18 protein-coding genes are annotated in these 20,690 nt (G+C 36.8%); 9 read left to right on the forward strand and 9 right to left on the reverse strand.

Translation table 11 applies throughout. From position 1 onward, the window contains the following. The first annotated feature begins 12 nt into the window (after positions 1–12). From H8B04_RS01610 to H8B04_RS01645, 8 genes are all read left to right on the forward strand, one after another. Positions 13–1,731, forward strand: coding sequence for a porin family protein (locus tag H8B04_RS01610; protein WP_165289994.1), 1,719 nt, complete (start codon positions 13–15; stop codon positions 1,729–1,731). A gap of 45 nt (positions 1,732–1,776) precedes the next feature. Continuing rightward, a complete protein-coding gene (locus H8B04_RS01615) occupies positions 1,777–2,898 on the forward strand; it encodes a hypothetical protein (protein ID WP_165289995.1) in 1,122 nt (373 codons plus the stop codon). Between the two features lie 41 nt (positions 2,899–2,939). After that, entirely contained in the window at positions 2,940–3,641 is a 702-nt protein-coding gene (locus tag H8B04_RS01620; protein ID WP_165289996.1) for a MotA/TolQ/ExbB proton channel family protein, read from the forward strand. A 25-nt stretch (positions 3,642–3,666) separates the two neighbouring features. After that, a complete protein-coding gene (locus H8B04_RS01625; RefSeq protein WP_190301244.1) occupies positions 3,667–4,074 on the forward strand; it encodes an ExbD/TolR family protein in 408 nt (135 codons plus the stop codon). 80 nt (positions 4,075–4,154) lie between these two features. Then, complete coding sequence (locus tag H8B04_RS01630; protein WP_165289998.1) at positions 4,155–4,979, forward strand: energy transducer TonB family protein; 825 nt, start codon at positions 4,155–4,157, stop codon at positions 4,977–4,979. Between the two features lie 10 nt (positions 4,980–4,989). Beyond that, positions 4,990–6,285, forward strand: a complete 1,296-nt coding sequence (locus tag H8B04_RS01635; protein WP_190301245.1) for a bifunctional folylpolyglutamate synthase/dihydrofolate synthase — start codon at positions 4,990–4,992, stop codon at positions 6,283–6,285. Positions 6,286–6,349: 64 nt separating this feature from the next. Continuing rightward, positions 6,350–6,721 (forward strand): hypothetical protein, encoded by a 372-nt coding sequence (locus H8B04_RS01640; RefSeq protein WP_190301246.1) that lies wholly within the window; start codon positions 6,350–6,352, stop codon positions 6,719–6,721. Between the two features lie 117 nt (positions 6,722–6,838). Then, entirely contained in the window at positions 6,839–7,105 is a 267-nt protein-coding gene (locus H8B04_RS01645; protein ID WP_165290001.1) for a hypothetical protein, read from the forward strand. A 48-nt stretch (positions 7,106–7,153) separates the two neighbouring features. Here H8B04_RS01645 and H8B04_RS01650 read toward each other — a convergent pair whose 3' ends face one another. From H8B04_RS01650 to H8B04_RS01685, 8 genes are all read right to left on the reverse strand, one after another. After that, entirely contained in the window at positions 7,154–7,582 is a 429-nt protein-coding gene (locus H8B04_RS01650; protein ID WP_165290002.1) for a DUF4488 domain-containing protein, read from the reverse strand. Positions 7,583–7,634: 52 nt separating this feature from the next. After that, entirely contained in the window at positions 7,635–12,479 is a 4,845-nt protein-coding gene (locus H8B04_RS01655; RefSeq protein ID WP_190301247.1) for a DNA repair ATPase, read from the reverse strand. A gap of 72 nt (positions 12,480–12,551) precedes the next feature. After that, the gene (locus tag H8B04_RS01660) at positions 12,552–14,669 is read right to left on the reverse strand and encodes a flotillin family protein (protein WP_190301248.1); all 2,118 of its coding nucleotides are present in this window, start codon (positions 14,667–14,669) and stop codon (positions 12,552–12,554) included. Positions 14,670–14,692: 23 nt separating this feature from the next. Further along, positions 14,693–15,376 carry an OB-fold-containig protein gene (locus H8B04_RS01665; protein ID WP_190301249.1) on the reverse strand — a complete coding sequence of 228 codons (684 nt, stop codon included), beginning with the start codon at positions 15,374–15,376 and terminating at the stop codon, positions 14,693–14,695. Positions 15,377–15,388: 12 nt separating this feature from the next. Further along, positions 15,389–15,583 carry a DUF4177 domain-containing protein gene (locus H8B04_RS01670; protein WP_165290006.1) on the reverse strand — a complete coding sequence of 65 codons (195 nt, stop codon included), beginning with the start codon at positions 15,581–15,583 and terminating at the stop codon, positions 15,389–15,391. Next, complete coding sequence (locus H8B04_RS01675; RefSeq protein WP_165290007.1) at positions 15,580–15,831, reverse strand: PLDc N-terminal domain-containing protein; 252 nt, start codon at positions 15,829–15,831, stop codon at positions 15,580–15,582. Before H8B04_RS01675 ends, H8B04_RS01670 begins: the two co-directional genes overlap by 4 nt. A gap of 4 nt (positions 15,832–15,835) precedes the next feature. After that, positions 15,836–16,528: a PspA/IM30 family protein gene (locus H8B04_RS01680; protein WP_165290008.1), complete on the reverse strand. Its 693-nt coding sequence runs from the start codon at positions 16,526–16,528 to the stop codon at positions 15,836–15,838. Between the two features lie 9 nt (positions 16,529–16,537). Next, positions 16,538–16,927 carry a YbjN domain-containing protein gene (locus H8B04_RS01685; RefSeq protein ID WP_165290009.1) on the reverse strand — a complete coding sequence of 130 codons (390 nt, stop codon included), beginning with the start codon at positions 16,925–16,927 and terminating at the stop codon, positions 16,538–16,540. Between the two features lie 93 nt (positions 16,928–17,020). Here H8B04_RS01685 and H8B04_RS01690 point away from each other — a divergent pair, with 93 nt between their 5' ends. Continuing rightward, positions 17,021–17,674, forward strand: a complete 654-nt coding sequence (locus tag H8B04_RS01690) for a helix-turn-helix domain-containing protein (protein WP_165290010.1) — start codon at positions 17,021–17,023, stop codon at positions 17,672–17,674. A gap of 39 nt (positions 17,675–17,713) precedes the next feature. On the opposite strand, the gene uvrA is transcribed toward H8B04_RS01690, so the two are convergent. Continuing rightward, positions 17,714–20,557, reverse strand: a complete 2,844-nt coding sequence (uvrA, locus tag H8B04_RS01695) for an excinuclease ABC subunit UvrA (RefSeq protein WP_190301250.1) — start codon at positions 20,555–20,557, stop codon at positions 17,714–17,716. Positions 20,558–20,690 lie beyond the last annotated feature (133 nt).

Consider the following 20,690-nt stretch of genomic DNA (forward strand, 5'->3'; position numbering starts at 1 on the left):
ATAGGAAATAAGATGAAATTGCATAAAACAGTATTTAAGAATTATGCTATTGTAGCATTGTTATTAGGGGTAGGGCAACAAGTCTCCGCACAAGTTGATCCCGAAAGACCAGTAACGATAGATTCATTTGATGTAGTCCGTGATTACAAACCTATTCTTGCTGATGCAGTTAAGATTCGTCGTAGTCCGGATATGACTAACAAACGTGCATATATGCCAAAACTTACTTATGGTAATGTGCCCGATAAAAAGTTGGATATCAATACAGGTCTGAAAGAATTAACTGTTCAAGAATTACCTTTTACAAAAGCTCAGGATATCACATCGAATTATGTGAAATTAGGTATTGGGAATTTAGGAACAATCTTGGGTGAAGCATATGTAGCAAATGAAGAGTATGAAAATCTTCGATTTGGTGCTTTTGTGAAGCATCTGAATCAAAAAGGTTCTTTAGAAGAGCAAAAATTCTCTAGACAAGAGGTTGGAATTTTTGGTCGCCGTATCTTGGATGGTTTTACCGTAGACGGAACTTTAGGTTACAATCGTTATGCGACACGTTTCTATGGAATTCCAGCAGATATAAATGGTATTTCAATTAATCCAGCAAAAGAAGCACAAGCTTTTAATGATATATATTTCACGGGCGAGTTAACAAGTAATTTTGATCCCAATAATGAAGAAGCAGTTTCGTATTCAGCGAAATTAGATGCTTATACGTATAAAGATAAGTTCGATGGTAGTGAAAACTCAATCGCTATTTCGGGTTATTTAAATAAGCGCGTACGTACCTTCAATATTGGTGCTAATGTGGCTTTAGATTACAATACTATCGGTGGTGTAGGTGCTAATTTAGATAAGTTCAAAAATTCTGTAGCGACCATCAATCCTTATATCAGTTTTAAGGGTGATAACTATACATTGACTTTGGGCGGAAATATTGTGTCGGAATTTGGGGACGAAAGTAGATTTAATATATTTCCAGCAGCGGAAGTCGATTTCTCCTTAGTACCTGGCTATATTCACTTGTTTGGTGGATTGAATGGTGGTGTTCAAAAAGCTTCATATAAGCAGTTTACGCAATTGAATCCTTATTTGGGTCCAAATCAAAATTTCCAAAATCAAGTGGATAGATTGCATATTTTTGGTGGTATCAAAGGAAACGCAGGTGCGACATTTGGCTACAAAGCGAAAGTTATCTACAAATCAATTGAAGGATTACCATTATTTTTGAACAACGAAGATGCACCATTCCGTTTTGATTTGGTGTATGATGGTAATGAAGATAGTAAAGCCAAATATTTTGGAATTGAAGGTGAAATCAATGTTCGCTTATCCCAATTGGTTAATTTAGGCGGTCGTTTGAACATTGATGGGTATACTATGGCGACTCAAGAGGAAGCATGGCATACACCAAAATTACGTTTGGCAGCTAATGCACGCTTTAATATCTCAGAAAAATTGTATATTGATGCTGAAGCGTTATTCCATGGTTCGACATGGGCAGCTACTTACGATTATGATTTATCATCATTTTCATCTGTGAAAAATAACTATCATAAAGTGTCAGTACCCGAATTTTTTGATTTAAGTGCTGGTGCTGAGTACAAAGCGATGTCTAATTTGGGTATATTTATTAAAGCGAATAATATTTTCAATAAGGAGTATGAACGCTACTTATATTATCCAAGATTGGGTTTCAACGTGATAGGTGGGGTTAATTTTTCATTTTAACAAATAGAATTATAACTTTGCAACACATATTTTTAGTTTAATTAGATGATTCTAGGAAGACAAGTTCATTCTTTGCTCAAAAGACATTCGTCAGTGTTTGTCTTAGGCTTAGGTACGTTTAGACGTATCCGCACTGCAGCGTCTTATGATGCAAAGCGTAATGTTGTCTTACCTCCATTGAGTTATATCGAATTTGAACATGATTCGCAAGAAGGTTATGATTTTGCGTTGTATGTTCAACAAAGTAATCAGGTTGAGAAACTAGAAGCAGAAAGAATTGTTCAACAGGAAGTAGACAAACTAATTGATGCGATCCATACGGATGGGCAAGCTACTTTGGACGAATTAGGCTATTTGGTTTCTTATGGACATTCTTTTATTTTCAAACCATTGGATTTAAGTGGTTTTCAGTTTGTTCCAATTGAAGATCCTTATCAAAAGATAATGGAGAATACCCAAGAGGAAGTTCAGGAAGAAATACCAAATATTGTTCCTTCTATTCCTGTAGCAGAACCTTCGTCTCCAGTAGAAGAAACCGTGGTTTCAGAATTAATTGATGCGCAAACTTCAGCAGAAGAACAGACACCTATAGAAAATGCTCCAGTTAATTCTTTCCAACAGCATAGAGAAGAGCCGTTAGAATATTTTGAGGAAACTCCAAAGCGAAGTAACGCAGTAGTCTATGCGCTGATTGCTATAGTGGCGTTGATTGCCATGGGCGGAATTTATTATTACAGTATTCTTTCCAAAAAATTGGATAATGTTGATCAGCTCTTAAGCGCCATGGATTCAACAGATTTTGTAGAAGATACTACAAGTTATAGTGTGGATTCTAATGCAATGGCAGCTGTGGATTCTTCTGCTTTAAACTCTTCGGATTCGTTGGCATCGACGGTTCAACAGGTTCCAACTGCAACTGTTGATGAGCCTGCTTTGCATAAGTATACTATTGTGGTAGGAACACATCCTAAATATGAACAAGCAGAAGCAGAAGCTGCTGAGTACCAAAAGAAGGGATTCAAGCATGTACGTGCATTACCTTCCAATTTGGAAAAAAATCGTAAAAAAGTAATTTGGGATACATACCCAACAAAAGAGTTGCGTGATTCAGCATTGCGTTATGTACAAAAAAATGTAAAAGCTGATGCATGGCCAGCAGTATTATAGTTAAGTAAATAGAAACCAATAAATAAATATTTTTAGATATTATGTCATTCATTCAAGACACAGCGTTATTAGATAGTGCAAATTCGGTTGTAAATCAATCCGTTGCTATTGCTGCTCCAGTACAGGATCAAAACCTAATCGAATTATTGATGAAGGGTGGTTGGATTATGATTCCAATTGTTGTTTTATTTTTCATCGGATTAGTGATTTTTATTGAGCGTTACATTACTATTCGCAATGCTTCCAAATCAGATGGTAACTTAATGGCTCAGATCAAAAGCAATGTATTGTCTGGTAAATTGGATTCTGCTATTGCAGTATGTCGCTCTAGCAATTCGGCGTTAGCGCGTATGTTGCAAAAAGGTTTGACACGCGTAGGACGCCCTATCAAAGATATTGAAGGTGCTATTGAAAATGCAGGTAAATTAGAGGTTTCTCGATTAGAAAAAAATATCAACGTATTAGGTATCATCGCAGGTATAGCGCCGATGCTTGGTTTCGTGGGTACGATCTTTGGAGTAATCCAAATCTTCCGTGATGTGGAAGCTGCCGGTGGTATCGATATCGGTTCGGTATCTGGAGGTCTTTACGTAAAAATGATTGCTTCAGCTTCAGGTTTGACTATTGGTATCTTGGCATACATTGGTTATCACATTTTGAATATGATGGTGGAGCGTTTGATCCTTAAGATGGAAACAGAAGCGGTTGAGTTTATCGATTTATTAGACGAACCAGGGGTTTAATCAAGGACTTATAATTGGATAGACCATGAATATAAGAAATAGAAGAGGCAAACCTACTGCAGAAGTGCATACAGCTGCGTTGAATGATATCATGTTTTTCCTGATGTTATTCTTCCTGTTGGCATCTGCGGTGGCCAATCCTCAAGTGGTGAAGTTGTTATTACCCAAATCTAGTGCTGGAGAACAATCTGTAGCAAAGAAAACAGTTACAGTTTCTATTACTGCGGATTTGGCGTACCATGTAGATAAGCAAACAGTTCCTTACGAAGCGTTGGAACAAATATTACAGGCGCAAATGAACCCTGGCGAGGAAGTAACGATTATGCTTTATGCGGATAGTACTGTTCCGATCCAAAATGTTATTTCGGTGATGGATGTGGCAAACCGTTTGAAGATTAAATTGGTGCTTGCTACCGAGCCAAAGAAGGATTAGAAAATTGATCATTTGACAATTTGAAAGTCATTGAGTCTAAGTTTTTGACTATTTAATTTTGACTTTTTTAATTTAAGAAAATGTATTATCATATAAAAGAAGAGAATAATTTACCCAAGGCACTAGGCTATTCGTCTATTGTGATGGCACTTTTGTTTGCTATTGGCTATTTTATAGTCTTTGGACAACCTGGCATTCCAGAGTATGGAATGGGTGGGATTGTGGTAAATTATGGTACCTCAGATGTGGGTATGGGCGATGATTATATGAGCATTGAAGAGCCTTCAATGGATGAAAATGCAAATAATGTCCGACCTGATCGTGTCGTGCCTACCGAAACACCTACTCCTACACCTTCGCAACAAACATCGGATAAAGCGGTGGCTACTCAGGATATGGAAGATGCTCCCGCTGTAACCAAAACAGAAAAGGCTGTAAAAAATCCAGCTCCTGAAACGACTAAAGAAGTTAAAAATAGCACCCCAACAGTCAATACCAATGCCCTTTATAAAGGCAAAAAGAATAATGGTCAAGGTGCTGGTGATGGAGAAGGAGGCGGTCCTGGAAACCAAGGTTCGGCTTTAGGTGATCCTTTAGCATCCAATTATGGAGAAGGTGGATCGGGCTTTGGTGATACTCCAATATCCTTGACAAGTAGACATTGGGCTGTAAGGCCTAATATCGACGACAAAAGCCAATTCTCAGGTGTTGTCGTATGCGAATTGACGGTGGACAGAAATGGTAATATTATTAGTGTTCGTCCAGGGGTTAAAGGAACAACCTATTCCTCACCTACCGTTTATAGCATGTTGGAAAGAGAATTGCGTAAAGCAAAATTCAATACCGTTCCAAATGCTCCAGAGAGACGTGTGGTACACGTAACCATTAATTTCAAAGTTAGATAATTTAAGTTTTATGCATACTTATACAGAGGTAATCGATTATTTATATAGTCGATTACCTATGTTTACACGTGATGGTGCTTCGGCATTCAAGAAGGATTTGGATAATACATTGGCACTCTGTGAAGCTTTTGATAATCCACAACATAAATTTAAAAGCATCCACGTAGCTGGCACAAATGGCAAAGGTTCTTCTTCGCATATGCTTGCTGCGATTTTGGCCAATGCTGGTTACAAAACTGGCTTATATACTTCTCCACATTTAGTGGATTTTCGCGAGCGTATCCGTATTAATGGAGCGCAGATATCTGAGCAATTTGTTGTAGATTATGTTAATAACAACCAAGATTTAATCGAAGATGTACAACCTTCTTTCTTCGAAGCTACGGTAGTAATGGCTTTTGATTACTTCGCCAAGGAGCAAGTAGATATTGCTATTATTGAAGTAGGCTTAGGAGGAAGATTAGACAGTACCAATGTTATATCACCAGAAGTGTGTCTGATTACCAATATCGGTATGGATCATATGAATTTGTTAGGCGACACCTTAGAAGAAATAGCAGGAGAGAAGGCAGGTATTATAAAACCGCATATTCCAGTTGTAATTTCTGAGTCCCACGAAATAACAGCTCCGGTATTCATCGCAAAAGCTAACTTGGAAAAAGCTCCGATTATTTTTGCGGATCAAAAAATCAAAGCCAATCGATTAGAAAAGGATGCTTTAATGCAGCGTATTGGAATCTCTAAAGAATGGGAAACTAAAGTGTATGATTTGGATTTAACAGGCTCTTATCAAGTAAAAAATATTGCTGGGGTATTGGCCGTTGTAGACCAAATCCGTCAAAAAGGGTTTGCTATTTCGGATGAGCAATTAATTTATGCCCTTGCTAACGTACAAAAGCTAACGGGGTTCCAAGGCCGTTGGCAAACATTAAGTACAGATCCTTTGATTATCTGCGATACTGGACACAACGAAGACGGTATTAAAGAAGTTATCAAAAACCTGAATGAAGTTTCTTACAATAAACTTCATATCGTTATCGGTGCGATGAAGGATAAAGATTTGGATCATATGCTTCCTTATCTACCGAAAGATGCTATTTATTATTTTTCTAACCCTGACATGCCACGTGCTATGGAAGCTGAAGAATTAGCAGAAAAAGCAAAAGGTTATGGCTTATCAGGAAGAGTTTGTGGCTCCGTTATCCAAGCTTTAAATGAGGCAAAGTCCGCATATTTACCTGGTGATTTGATCTTTGTCGGCGGTTCTAATTTTGTTGTTGCAGAAGTATTGCAACAAATGAAATAATTTCCAAATAACTGTGTAATTAAGTATTAGTTGTTTAAATTTAAGATACTACTAATACTTAATTATGAGATTCTTACTAAATGCCTTTATATTCTTTGCACTCATTAGTTGCGAACAACGAAAAACTTCTTCTCAAAAAGCTCAGACAGACGAATCTCAGGACAGTATATCTGCGGTTATTACTGAAACAACTAAATACCTTATCACTGAAAATGCTGTCGGCTATTTCAATATAGGCGAGCCTTGGCAAAGTATTGCAACAGAAAAATATACCTATATCTATACACAAGGCTATAGTATATGTGTAGACGCTTATTGTGATGGTGGTTATGTTTTGGGATTGAAAATGGATGAGGCAGGAGAATTTATTGAAGATGGAATGTTGACTATTGGCTGTGCGCAATTTGACGATGATGAATCCGAAACTAAATATTAGGATAATTCAAATGTCTTTTATACATCGTCCGATAATTGTAAAGCGTGGTATTGGAAAGATAAGATTAAGTATATCTTTATATATTCTGATTTATTTAAAACCAAATAGGGGATATGTGTGGGAACAACGCTTAAAGAATTGGAAAGTAAATTAGGTAAATTACAATTTGATATTGGTTGGATAGAGGAAGACCCAAATGCTATGCAAGTCAAAATTGCCACTTATCCAACGATACAATTTATTTTGGATATAGAAGATTATAAAGGCGATTGGGAAAAGATTAGTCTCTCGAGAAATAAGAATGAATTGAGTATTGCTGATTTCAAAGAAGGTACTAAGATAGACCGTATTCTTGTGGATAAAAGGAAGGTTAGTCAAAGGTAGAATTTAAAACGCCCAATTTTCATAATTGGGCGTTTGTTATGATTAAAACTAAAACTCACCAACCTTTACTTTCTTCCATTCTTCATAAAGATTATAGGGGCTATCATTACCCAGTTTTAATTCTCCTTCTATAGTAAGCGTATTTCCATCTTCAGACAGCTTATACTTCAATTGAATTTCATCAAGATAGGTGCTTGTAATATGATTAAATACACTTTCTGCATAGTTACCTTTATCATCTATTTTAAAAAGGCCGTCATGTGTAAATAAAGCACCTTGCTCGGTCACGCGCATATTGGAGAACTTTCCGTCATCTGAGAAGAGTTTGTAGGCTCCGAAGGTCATATCATGTATATTTCCTTGACCATCTTTTGTTTTCTTTAATTCCCAAACACCAGTTAAGGGTTTGTCTTGCGCAAAACTTATGGCGCATACGGCCAAAAGAAATGTGGCTAGTAATAAAATTTTTTTCATCATATCAGTTTTGTATTAAGTTATTTCCAAATCTTCAAATTATCAAAATCTCAAATTATTTATTTCCTTTTATTGCCTTAATAATTCCTTCTAAGTTTTCGTTAAATTCTAAAAGTTGTGCAAAGACTTTATCGTCTTTACCAAGACCGCCATGTTTGTTGTTTTTAAGGAAAATAGTTTTGATATCTTCCCAACGTTTTTGCTCTTCGGGTGTAATTAAGCCTGCTAATTCTTTTAATTTCAATAAATTGCTTTCCGTGTCAGCAGTCAAAGTTTGCGATTCACTTTCGTAATGCGCACGCACCACATCATCAATTTCCTTATCATTCATCATCGGAACGATTTGCGTAACCAATTTACTCATGTTACGGTACGAACCTTGCATTTTGAATGGAGGTTCTGTACGATAGGAGTCTTGCATCGCTGCGGATTGAATATAGTTTTTGTTGACTTTGATTACCACATCCCGAATTTTCAATACATGCTTCAGTACCGCTACGAAATTGTCAATATCCTGCTTCAAATAATTACCTTCTAAGTCAGGTAATTGTTCTGTTTCTTGTTGAACAAAGTTTATCAGTGCATAGAAATCCTTAAATGATTTGCTCGCTATCTTTTCGAGATGTGGATTTTCAATAGCGGCATTTTCAATAAGACTGAGGTTAAACAAATGCTCTGTATCGCCAATCACATCACCCAAATTATACACATCAGCACGGTTCGCCAACATATCTGGAATTTGAAACTTAGAACCCGATTCTGTATAAGGATTTCCTGCCATCACAATGCAAAAACGTTTACCACGTAAATCATAGGTTTTGCTTTCTCCCTCAAAAATACCATCAATCTTGCGTTGTCCATCAGCTAATGAAATGAATTTTTGTAAAAATTCAGGATTTAAATGCTGAATATCATCAAGATAAAGCATCACATTGTCCGCCATCTTAAAAGCCAGATTGATTTTTTTTAATTCCTCGCGTTCGCCGGAAGTTTTTGCTTCGATAGGGTCAATAGATGTAATCGAATGTCCTATCGTTGGACCATTAACTTTTACAAAATGTAAACCCATCGTTTTAGCTAAATATTCCATCAATGTCGTCTTACCATATCCTGGAGGAGAAATTAGAAGCAACATGCCCATTCGAGCTGTGCGTTTGGTGTCCCCAGCAGCACCCAATTGTTTGGCTAAATTGTTTCCAATTAGCGGAAAATACACCTCGTTGATAAGCTTATTGCGAACAAAAGATGTGAGCACCTTGGGTTCAAACTCCTGAATTTTCAATTCTTTCTCATACGATTTTACCAATTGCTCTTTTAGTGCAGCAAAACCATTAAATCTAAGTACATCATTCTCCACGAAAGACTGTAATTTTTGAATAAAATCATGATAATGAATTGTGATTTTTCCATCTTCTAAAACAGCATGATTTCCTTTTAGACCTTCTAACGAAACTGTGTCATGTGCAAAATGAAGATGGTAGCTTTCTTTAGGGAACAATAATTCTACTGCAGCTTCTTCTACATACTGTCTGTGTGTTTTATATTGAGGATCTTCATCTATAAACGCGTGTAACCAATTTAGGGTCAGGTAATATTTATCTGCTACACTGAAAAATTCACTCTCCAAATCATCATGAAAGGATTTGTAAGTCTTTCTATTTTCTAGGGCACGTTGGAAATCTTGTTTCAAATGGTCCGCACTTTCGCTTAAAACCATTTGCCTATATTGTGAAATCGCTTTAAAAATATATGTAGCGACATTTTTCGCGACAATCCCCACATTATCCACAATATTATCCCAAGTTTGGAAGATGCTTGAAATTTCTTCTACCGTGCTTTGATAGCGGTTACTTTTAGGGAATGCTTTCAACACATTCGATGTAGAATGAATCAAAGCCTCTAGTTTCTGTCTAGTCACAGGGGCTAAAGTAAACCAGAAAAGATGTGCTGCAGCACGTACCTTCGGTGCATACCGCAAAAGTTCCATCTTATCATCCATACTTTTGATACCTTGATAAATTTGTAGCGCATCAAAGTTGTGTACACCTTTTATGTAATTCTCTGAATAATTTTGCTCAACAATTTGTGTAATAAAGCTTTCCGAATCAAAAGAATCTTGGTTTTGCGAAGCCAAAAATGTTTTATAAGCTAAATATTCAGCTCTATACACCACTTTATTCTCCGACACAAGCTCTTGCTCCCAAATATCCTGATAAGTCAGAATATCTTGATTTTTGACTTTTTGATAAAAGCTTGTGCCTGTCAGATGATAATATAAATCCTCATTGCGTCGTAATAAGGTCAAACTCAGCGGTTGCTTGTTAACCGTAAATTTATGCTTTCCAAGCGCTATAATGTTATCGCCATCGACATAAAGTTCAGTTTTGTCTCGTAGAATCCGCAAGGCATCTTCTTGTGATTTTTTAAGTAAGTTTTCTAGATTTTCGGCTTTCGAAACATCCTGTAATGTTTTCAATTCGCTTATAAGTTCGCGAATCTTATCAATCATCAAATCCGAAGCATAGAAACTCAAAATCTCTTCACGCGAATTGAAAGTTTTGGATTTATTTTCAATGTTTTTCAGTACTCGAAGACCGATTTGCTCTAAAGAAGAACTTCTTTTGTTGAGTTGCTCAACAATTTGTTCGCGACGCCCATTGAATGCTTTGATGATTTCATCACGTTTATCGGCAATTTTTAATGCAAAATCATCAAATTCAGAAAACTTGCTATCCAACTCTTCCAGTTGAGCGACGATTTTGGTATAATATTCATCAACCTTATCAGCAGAAGTCGAAAGTTCTAAATAGTTTGTAACGGATTGCTCGAGCAAAGTCAATTGTGCCGAAAATTCTGCAATAGCTTCTTTGCTTCTTAGCGAGCTTAATTTGCGCGTCAGTTGTGCACGAACTTCATTCAGTGATGAAAATATCAACGATATTTTCTCAATGATTTTGGTCGTCTGTGTGACATCATCGATTTTTAAGCTGTTTAGAATATCAATCAACAATTCCAGTTCGGAAGAAATGGCTGTATTGTTTGTTTCAACTTCTTTTGCATCAAAAGCTTTGGTAATTTCCTCAACATTTTTCTTTTGCTCAATGACACGTTGCTCATAGGGTAGTAGTGCTTCATCCTTCAAAAGGAAAGCAACTGTCTTTTCTGACAGGTCGGAAGAAATCTTTTCTATTTGTTCCGAAAGTAGCGCTATTTGTGCATCTTCCGTGTATTTTACATTTTTCAGGTCTATGATTTCGCCCTGGAGTTTGCGCGAATCCGCCAATTGATGAACCAATTGATCCAGCTTTTCAACAGTGGTACTGTTAATATTAAAGACCAGTTGATCTAACTTTTGGTGGGTTTTTGCTACTACATCAAGCGCATGTTTGCGCAAAGCTTGTACTTTCACGAATTCATCAATCGCAGTGTTAGCCACTTCCGCAATCTGTCTTAGGGGCTCGCCTAAATTTTTTAAAGCGGCATCATGAATCCAAAAGTAGCTATCTAAAATCCCATTCGTTTTACGAAGAATATCCTCATACAAACCTTCGTAACTATCTTCCTTATTGACTAATTGCACGACTTCTTGTACTTCAGCCATCGCTTGTACAATCTGCTTGTTGCCGACTTTGTATAAAGGGTCGTCTCTACGCTCCAAATTTTCCTGTAGCACAATCATATATGGCGTTTGCCATATTTGTACCTGATGATGACGTGTAGCCTCGGCTTCCGTACGGAAATAAATCAGCGAGCCATCATCAAATACCGTAAAACCGTTACATATAATAGGTGTTTCTACCGTTTGCTGGATGATGTTGTACGACATCAGAATGTAGGTGTTACTTTCCGATTGCGTAAAGATATAAAAGAAATCTTCGCCATTTGGCGAAGCTATTCTGCGTAGGAAACTTACATTTTCGAAGGTATTATCAAAAACTTTGTAAGTTCCATTTTGAAGATAATATCCATTCGAAAAGATGACACCTTGATTGTCAGGCAGCAAAATAGCCGACTCATTCAACGATTTGAGGTTAACAACCTCTTTAGTACGTTGATTGAAAATATAGGCCCTAAATTCTTCTTGATATGGCTTAATGCGTACGGCAATCAAATTCCCTAAATCAGCATAATAGTAATCTGCATCATCCAATTGTTGGTCGGTATTAGCTACTTTTTCCGCATAAATTCCTTTGCCAGAATCTGTGTTATCTTCTATTTTGAAGGTGATATCCCCGTGTAAAGCTTCAATAAAGACTTTGTCTAAAATGGATATATGCGGAAATTTCCCTAAACGGCGATCTTCTAAAGTGGTTTTGGTCCACGAAAACTCATGCTGCAGCGGCAATTTAACTTCATGAATGCTTCTGTCGTCTTGATAAATAAGTTTATCCCCTTTAATTAGCCACTTGAAAGCTTTTCTGTCTTCCGCATTTTTAGACGTTTGGAAAATCATGTAAAGATAATTTTCTGTTCTGCGGAATTTTGAAAAGATAGAATCTCGGTAGTATTTATAAAGATTTTGGTAATCGGTAACGAAATTAGAATCGTTGATTAGTTCTAGCGATTGTGGAATGAAGTGGTTGTCTTCAAACTTATATATACTAAAAACATCCTCCAATTTAATCTCGGTACGAAGACCAAAATGTACGTTATATCCGAAAATACAAATGTTGTCAAGTGCTATAATGCCACGCGCCACACAGTTGTTTTCGGTGGTAATGCGTTGATTGGCTTTCAACACAAAGCTTGTAGAATTAAAAACTTCTTTACGCGCTGAATTGAGCGCTCCTACACGCTTGGACAAATTATCGCGTTGTGTCAATAGGCGTTTGCGAATGATTTCGTACGAGCCTGTATCTAGCGAATCTTGTTTTATAGGTACCTCTTTGTTTTCTTGCATGGATATGAGTTTTTGAGGCTTTTATAATAGTGTAGTAATCCTGACTTGTCAGGATTACTAATGCTCTCTTTTTTAAATTAACTTTTTATTCGAAATACCTAAATTTTTGGCAATACCGAATAATGAATTAATAAAGCCTTTATCTTCTTCGTTTTCTTCTGCCGAAGCTGCTTGTTGCAATTTGATTAAAGCAGCTGAAACCGTTAAGTTCTTAATGTCATTAGTTGAAATACCATACTTATCCGCTAAGGAACGTACTTTCTCCGCTAAATCACCTTTTCCATCAGGACCTAACAAGGAATTTTTAATGTCAGTGGCGTGTTGTGAATTATCAATCAATTTATCGAAACCTTTGGCATTGGATACTTGACGAACGATATTTTCGAAGAACAATGTTTCGCCGCCGACAATGTCAATTTTTGCTGATTTCAATGCTTCTGATAACACAGATGCCTGTGCACCAGCAATGTCTTTTTGGATATTGATATGTGCCAATTCCACATCGCGTTCTTTTTGCAATTGCAATTTGAACTCTTCGTGCTCTTTACCTACGCCATCCAGTTGTTTCATCGCCGAAGCTTTTTCTTCAATTCCTTTAGCTTCCGCTAAAGCTTTTTCACGAACAACTTCTGCCTGAGCTAAACCTTCTTTGCGTAAGGCTTCTGCTTTTTTCTCAATAACTGCAGCCTCTTTCGTGCCTTGTATTTCTTCTGCCTCTGCTTTTGCCACCATCACTTCAGCTTCAGATAAACCGATTGCCGCTTCTTCTTTTGCTTTCGCTTCCGCAATGATTTTACGAGCTTCTGCTTCTTTTGCAGACGCTTCTTTCTTCGCTTCCGCTTCGATTAATAACTCTTGTGCTTTTTTCTCCGCTATTTTACGAGCAGCTTCGGCATCGATTACTTTTTTCTCGGCTTCCTGTTCTGCTGCAATTTTCGCTGCTTCAGCCGCTTTCACCGTAGCGATTAAACGCTCTTCGGCTTCTTGCGATGCCGCAATAACACCCGCTTTTTTCTTGCGCTCTACTTCACGAAAAACTTCTAAATCTTTAACAGCTTGTTGCTCTTCGATAACTCCTTTTTCTAATTGTACACGTTCTTTGATGACATTCTGAATTGTTTTTTGCTCCGTTTCTACCGAACGTTGTTTGTCGATTTGCGCCAATGTTACGATGCGCTCACGCTCTGTAGCTTCTAAAGCACGGTCTTTCTCCACACGTTCTGTTTCCACAGCGTCCGTACGGAGTTTATTTTTCTCTGCGATGATGATCTGACGCATCTTGTTTTCTTCTTGAATTGCTAATGCTTCTTCTGTAGAAATGCGAACAGTTTCTGCTTTTAAGCGTTCTTCTTCACGTACTTTAACGATTTCAGCTTCTTCACGTGATTTGATGTTTTCAATCTCACGACGTTGCTTTTCTTCTTTTTCTGCCAATTGTCGTTCTAATTCCAAAATTGCTTCACGTGCTTCGACATTTTGCTTTTTGATAACCTTCTCTTCTTCACGACGAATAAGATTGGCATTCATATTTTGTTTTGCCGTCAATTCCGTGATTTTTTTAATACCTTCTGAATCTAAAATGTTGTCAGGGCTCAAGAACTTTAATTCAGTTTGCTCCAAATAGTCAATCGCACAGTCATCCAAGATGTAGCCGTTCAAATCGGTGCCGATGATATTTAGGATTTCATCACGAAATTCACGACGCGCTTCGTACAATTCGATGAAATCGAATTTTTTACCTACTGTTTTCAACGCTTCGGAAAATTTCGATTCAAAAATATTCTTCAACGTTTCTGGTTCACTGGCACGATCACAACCCAAATTTTGGGCTACATTGATAACATCATCTACTGATTTGTTGACACGTACGAAGAATGCTACTTTGATATCTGCACGGATATTGTCCTTACAAATTAAACCATCTCCTTGCATTCTGTTAATCTCGATTTTCTTAACAGAAATATCCATAATTTCCATTTTGTGGAATACTGGAACCACGTACATACCTTTGTTGAAAGCAACTTTAGTGCCTCCTACACCCGTACGAACTATAGCTTTTCCCTGAGGAATCTTTTTGTAGAACATACTCAGTACTACAAAAAAGGCTACAATAATAAAGACTATGACACCTACTGCTAGAAGCACTATGCCTGTTAGTCCGTCGATTAATAATAATTGATTAGTAGTCATATTTTATTTAAGTTTTATATTTTTTAAAAGTTGTTGAGGTTAATATTCTTTTGTACGTAATAGTATTTCTTGTCTTGCGTTTCATTCACAATAAGGACTTCATCACCATACTGGATTTCCTTGCCATCCACACTTTTGACATTCAACCGGATCACATCATTCTGGATAATAATTTCTGCTGAACCTAATTTTTCTCCTTTTATCGTCGAACGCATGGTGCCTATTCGTCCTAAAAATTCATGTGCTTCTTCGCCAGTATAACCTACCTTTTGGTAAAGTTTGGTAACGGGAATCGTCACATAATGCATCAGGAAATATGTCAAAACAAAAATTGGTATAAGGATAAAAACCGATTTCCAACCATAATTGCCTAACTGAAAAAGTAGGGAAGAAGCAATGGTAATCATCCAGCCAATGAATTTGAATAAGGTAACAATCACCATAAAAGGTGCTTTACCTATATTGATAAAGTCCATTGCTTTCGATAAAAAAGATGGTTCTGCTTCCCCTTCTGCATTCAAATCTGTATCACTTTCAACATCTTGAATGTCAGCTCCCTCAAAATCTACATCGACATCTGCATCGCCAAAATCAAAACCATCGCCCAATAGCATGGTAAATAGCCAATATACAAGCGACAAGCCTGTCAAAAGCGTCATTATTGCATTTGGCAGTGGATGGAATAAAATGTTGATTACTTCTGTCATAGCTTTTATTTGTTAAATGGTTTCTCTTTTGAAAGTATAATGGAATGTCCATGAACTGCCGCTCACAGAAAGGTCTTGCATGCTGACCAGTTCCCATCCTTGTCTTCCTAACTCATTGAGGACTTTGTCAATTTCATCAGCGTCCAATTTTGTACCCCAAAAGCCTTTAGGCTCAATCTTTAATGTTTTATATTCAAATCGTTTCATGTCATTCTGATTTTTGGTGGATAATTATTTCGTATTAATAAGATGTAAACTAATGTTCCAATGAAGGGTGCAAAAAGAATCAGAAGTATAATCAACACTTTATCTGTGCTTTTGTACGTAAAATCTCTTTTTTGCAAATCCCACAATGCGCCAATAGCGAAAATCAAAGGAAGCAAGGTGAAAAATCCCATAACGATTAGAATAAAAATTTCAGCAGTTCCCAGATTTATGAATAATAAATTTTCCATTGTGTTATGTATTATTGAGTTTCCGTTTTAATTCTTCCAATTCATCTTTAGGTGTGTCAGCTCTCTTTAGCAAATAGTCAATTTCTTGTTCTGCTTTTTGCTGGGTATGTTCCTCAAAAGCATCATTGTACGCTTCCTGTTGTTCTATTTTGGATTTCATCTTTTCCAAAAGTTCAATGGTGCTGTTGTTGTCAATGTTTGCCATTTGCTTGTTTGCGAATTCGGAAGCATGATTTATGCGTTGTTTAGCTTTCAAAGTGGCTAGCTCTTTCTCCCATTTTGAGATATTGAACTTTAATACATCAATTTTATTATTGATCAAATTTATTTTATCTGTATATACTATACTTTCTGTTGAAATTTCTGCAGCCTCTTCTGTCAATTTTTTCTTGATACTAAGTGCTTCCAGTGCAAGCTGATCAGCTTTTTTAGCCTCTATCTCTTCCTTTTGTGCTTTTTGCAAGAGTAGCAAAGCCTTTTCTTCATACGTTCCAGCATCAGCCAATTTGTTTTTAGCTAGATTTTCACTTCTAATAAGCTGTGCTCTGTTTGAAATATAAGCTTCGGTCAATTCCGAAAGCTGCTCCTTCATTTCTTCTATTCCTTTTTCAATTAAATGAATAGGGTTTTCCATTTTGTCAACCAAAGCATGAATCTCAGCTTGTCCTATTTTTAAAAGTCTTTTGAAAATATTCATCACGATATGTTATTGTTTTGAAAATTGTATTAATTGTTTGTTATACTCACTCAGCAATAGCGAAAGTGAATTAATAGCCGCATCAAATTCATTTTGATCCAGATTGTGCAATTGCAGGGTGTATCTGAAAATTACACGCTTACCATCTTCTGTTAGCGCGAATGCACCGTGAATGATATCCCTATTCTTAATTAATAGAGATTTGAAGATGTGCAGATTATCCGTATGCAATGAAAATAGATGTTGTTCGAAAATGATAATCGGCGGTGTAACCCCTACAATCAGATTCTTAATGCCATCAAAATTGTTTTCAATGAGAAAAAAACCTTCTTTCCCATTCTTGCTGATTATGGTATAATCCAAATCGAGAATAAATTTTTCAACAGTTTTGAAGTTCATTGGCTAATTAATTTATATATTTGCTTATATTGTTAGCATAAAGATAATAAATGCAAAATATTTTTGCAAAATATTTTTACGATTTTTTTGAAAATGAGTCAAATTGGAAATAATATTAAGAAGCTAAGAAAGGTGAAAGGGCTAAGTCAGCAGGCTTTTGCAGATTTATTTAACTTAACAAGAGGGAATATTTCTTCGTATGAGGAATTTAGAGCCGAACCTAAAATTTCGGTTATTTTGCAGATTGCAAAATATTTTAGCATACCTGTGGCAGAATTGTTGGAGCAGCAACTTACGGTGAATGAAATTTTGAATTTCGAAGACCATTTTGAAGCAGAAGCAACCAGAGCGGATGTTAAAAACTTGACGGATATTCCTTTTATAAATAGAGAATATTTACAAAAATCTTCCAATGTAGATATAAGTGAACTGCCGCATATTTACTTTCCTGTATATAATAAGCATAGTATGCTTGCTGTGGAAAATTCGGATTTAATTCCTAATCCAATCGATTTTCCTTTTGAAGAAGGTGCGGTGCTATTTTTCGAACATGTAGAAGTCGATATTTTGCATACATTGGAATCTAAAATCGGTTTTTATATGCAAGATGAAGATTTGTTCTTCGGACAGTTTGAAATTGCGGATAAGCAAATAAAACTGAAATTGAACGATTGGAAGGAAGCTGTGTTTAACGAAGAAAATAAGCAGTCCTTTTGGAAATTGTATGCAAAGTTTGCGAGGGTTTAAAAAAAAAGCTCCATTTGAATCACAAATGGAGCTTTTGCTTTATTTCATCTCTTCTTTTAAAAATCGAGCGGTTTCGGAGTTTTTGACTTTGATTAAATCTTCTGGAGTGCCTGCAAAAAGTAATTTTCCACCTTCACGGCCACCTTCTGGTCCCATATCAATAATCCAATCGGCTGTTTTAATTACATCCAAGTTGTGTTCAATTATTAATACTGTATTTCCTCTTTCGACTAAACGATTGATAACGCCCAATAATACGTTTACATCTTCAAAGTGTAATCCTGTTGTTGGTTCATCAAGAATGTAGAATGTATTACCAGTATCTTTTTTCGAAAGTTCTGTTGCTAATTTGACACGTTGTGCTTCACCACCAGATAGGGTAGTGGACGATTGTCCTAAGGTCAAATAGCCCAATCCAACATCTTGCAAAGTTTTAATCTTACGGTAAATCGATGGAATATGTTCGAAGAAATCTACCGCTTCATTGATACTCATGTCCAATACATCTGAAATAGATTTTCCTTTATAGCGCACTTCCAACGTTTCTCGGGTATAGCGTTTGCCATTACATGATTCGCAAGGTACTTGAACATCCGGTAGGAAATTCATTTCAATGATCTTCATTCCTGCACCTTGACAAGTTTCACAACGTCCACCTTTGACATTGAAAGAGAACTGTCCAGGTTTGTATCCGCGAATTTTAGCTTCGGGAAGCTGAACGTATAGCGTTCTAATATCCGAGAAAACACCTGTGTAAGTCGAAGGATTCGAACGTGGTGTTCTTCCGATAGGACTTTGGTCAATCTCAATCACTTTGTCGATATGCTCTAATCCTTCAATGCTTTTGTGTGGCATTGGTGTTGCTTTGGCACGGAAAAAGTGTTTATTCAGAATGGGGTACAAAGTTCCTGTAATCAAACTGGATTTTCCGGATCCAGAAACACCTGTTACTAAGATTAACTTTCCAAGAGGAAAGTCAACAGAAACATTTTTAAGGTTGTTGCCTTTGGCTCCTTTTAGAGATAATACATGACCATTTCCTTTTCTACGTTCTTTAGGAATAGCAACTTCCTTTTTACCATTCAAATATTCCGCAGTCAAAGAATCAGCTTTTAGAATTTGCTTAGGTGTGCCTTCGGCAACAACTGTACCTCCATTTATACCAGCCGCAGGTCCCATGTCTATGACATAATCAGCATGCAAAATCATGTCTTTATCGTGCTCCACAACTAAAACAGAATTTCCTATATCACGCAGATTTTTCAAAGAATTAATTAATCTTTCGTTATCACGCTGGTGCAAACCAATACTTGGTTCATCCAAGATATAAAGAACGTTTACTAATTGTGAACCGATCTGTGTAGCTAATCGAATACGTTGCGCTTCACCACCTGAGAGAGTTTTGGAAGAACGGTTCAATGTTAGATAATTTAGTCCTACATCCAACAGAAACCCAAGGCGTGTTTTGATTTCTTTAAGGATTTCAACAGCAATAGTCTTTTGGCGTTCGTCCATTTTATCTTCGATATTTTCGAGCCATTTGGCTAATACCGAAATATCCATTGCAGCTAATTCTGCAATATTTTTGTCTGCAATTTTAAAGTGTAAGGATTCTTTGCGCAATTTATCACCATGACAAGTTGGACAAACTACTTGCGTACGGAATTCTTCCAACGCAGGTGCATCATCAGAATATTTGCCGTTGTGTTCTTCCAACATTTTGAAGATACCCGAAAAAGAAACTTTATATTCTCTAGCTCCATACGAACCGTAAGACACCGTTAATGTTACAGGTTCTTCTGCGCCAAAAAGCATCAAATCAATTTGCTCGTCTGTCAGCTTTTCAACCGGGTTGGTTAATGAAATTTCGAATTTCTTTGCTACAGCTTTTATAATTGCGCTATTCCAGCTTTCTTTTAGTGGGCCTAAAGGAACAATTGCTCCTTTTTGAATACTTAATTTTTTGTCTGGAATAACTATATTTTTATCAATCTCGAAAATATATCCTAATCCATCACATTTAGGGCAGGCTCCATAAGGAGAGTTGAAAGAAAAGGTGTTCGGTTGCGGTTCATCGTAGGAAATACCCGATTCCGCATCCATTAAATATTTACTGAAAAACTGTTCTTTGGTATTTTCGCGGTTTGCAATTTTGATAATCCCTTTAGCAGCTTTCATTGCCTGTAATACCGAAGTATACAAACGTTTTTTATCATCTTCCGTAGCTCTCAGTCTATCGATGACAATTTCTATATCGTGAATTTTGTAGCGGTCGACCTGCATTTTAGGTACTAAATCTAGTACTTCTCCGTCTACACGTACTTTAGCATAACCTTGTTTGCGTATCTGTTCGAAAAGCTCGCGGTAATGTCCTTTACGGCCTTTGACCACAGGAGCTAGTATGTTGATTCCTTCGTCCTTAAAGTCAGTAAGGATCCGATCTACAATCTGCTCTTCGGACATACGCTGCATTTTCTTACCTGTAGCGTATGAAAAAGCTTCACTCGCACGCGCATACAGCAGTCGTAAAAAGTCGTAAATCTCGGTGATCGTCCCTACGGTAGAACGCGGGTTTTTGTTAGTCGTTTTTTGCTCAATAGAAATAACAGGACTTAGTCCAGAGATTTTATCTACATCAGGTCTTTCCAATCCACCCAGAAACTGTCTACTGTAGGCCGAAAATGTTTCCATATAACGGCGCTGACCTTCGGCATAAATCGTGTCAAAAGCCAAAGAGGACTTTCCTGAGCCACTTAGCCCAGTAATAACCACTAATTCATTTCGCGGAAAGGAAACATCAATATTTTTTAAATTATGTACACGTGCACCATATACTTCTACTTCACTTTGATCACCTAAATCGACTGCTTTTGTTTTTGACATATTGAGCTTAAAAATTTACGAACTTGCAAAGTTACTGATTATTACGCGGACTTTATACGTGTAGCGTAGGTGTTATTACCTAATATTATATTTAGATGATGATGGAATAATTTTTGTAAGTTGCTTGTATAAA

The sequence above is a fragment of the Sphingobacterium litopenaei genome (assembly GCF_014692495.1).
Classification (GTDB): domain Bacteria; phylum Bacteroidota; class Bacteroidia; order Sphingobacteriales; family Sphingobacteriaceae; genus Sphingobacterium; species Sphingobacterium litopenaei.

Bases quoted from the DNA above. Each gene is read 5' to 3' on its own strand.
- H8B04_RS01670 (WP_165290006.1), bottom strand. From the start codon at position 15,583: ATGAAACGATTTGAATATAAAACATTAAAGATTGAGCCTAAAGGCTTT.
- H8B04_RS01640 (WP_190301246.1), top strand. From the start codon at position 6,350: ATGAGATTCTTACTAAATGCCTTTATATTCTTTGCACTCATTAGTTGC.
- H8B04_RS01685 (WP_165290009.1), bottom strand. From the start codon at position 16,927: ATGAACTTCAAAACTGTTGAAAAATTTATTCTCGATTTGGATTATACC.
- uvrA (WP_190301250.1), bottom strand. From the start codon at position 20,557: ATGTCAAAAACAAAAGCAGTCGATTTAGGTGATCAAAGTGAAGTAGAA.
- H8B04_RS01660 (WP_190301248.1), bottom strand. From the start codon at position 14,669: ATGACTACTAATCAATTATTATTAATCGACGGACTAACAGGCATAGTG.
- H8B04_RS01625 (WP_190301244.1), top strand. From the start codon at position 3,667: ATGAATATAAGAAATAGAAGAGGCAAACCTACTGCAGAAGTGCATACA.
- H8B04_RS01615 (WP_165289995.1), top strand. From the start codon at position 1,777: ATGATTCTAGGAAGACAAGTTCATTCTTTGCTCAAAAGACATTCGTCA.
- H8B04_RS01680 (WP_165290008.1), bottom strand. From the start codon at position 16,528: ATGAATATTTTCAAAAGACTTTTAAAAATAGGACAAGCTGAGATTCAT.
- H8B04_RS01630 (WP_165289998.1), top strand. From the start codon at position 4,155: ATGTATTATCATATAAAAGAAGAGAATAATTTACCCAAGGCACTAGGC.
- H8B04_RS01610 (WP_165289994.1), top strand. From the start codon at position 13: ATGAAATTGCATAAAACAGTATTTAAGAATTATGCTATTGTAGCATTG.
- H8B04_RS01675 (WP_165290007.1), bottom strand. From the start codon at position 15,831: ATGGAAAATTTATTATTCATAAATCTGGGAACTGCTGAAATTTTTATT.
- H8B04_RS01635 (WP_190301245.1), top strand. From the start codon at position 4,990: ATGCATACTTATACAGAGGTAATCGATTATTTATATAGTCGATTACCT.
- H8B04_RS01690 (WP_165290010.1), top strand. From the start codon at position 17,021: ATGAGTCAAATTGGAAATAATATTAAGAAGCTAAGAAAGGTGAAAGGG.
- H8B04_RS01650 (WP_165290002.1), bottom strand. From the start codon at position 7,582: ATGATGAAAAAAATTTTATTACTAGCCACATTTCTTTTGGCCGTATGC.
- H8B04_RS01655 (WP_190301247.1), bottom strand. From the start codon at position 12,479: ATGCAAGAAAACAAAGAGGTACCTATAAAACAAGATTCGCTAGATACA.
- H8B04_RS01620 (WP_165289996.1), top strand. From the start codon at position 2,940: ATGTCATTCATTCAAGACACAGCGTTATTAGATAGTGCAAATTCGGTT.
- H8B04_RS01665 (WP_190301249.1), bottom strand. From the start codon at position 15,376: ATGACAGAAGTAATCAACATTTTATTCCATCCACTGCCAAATGCAATA.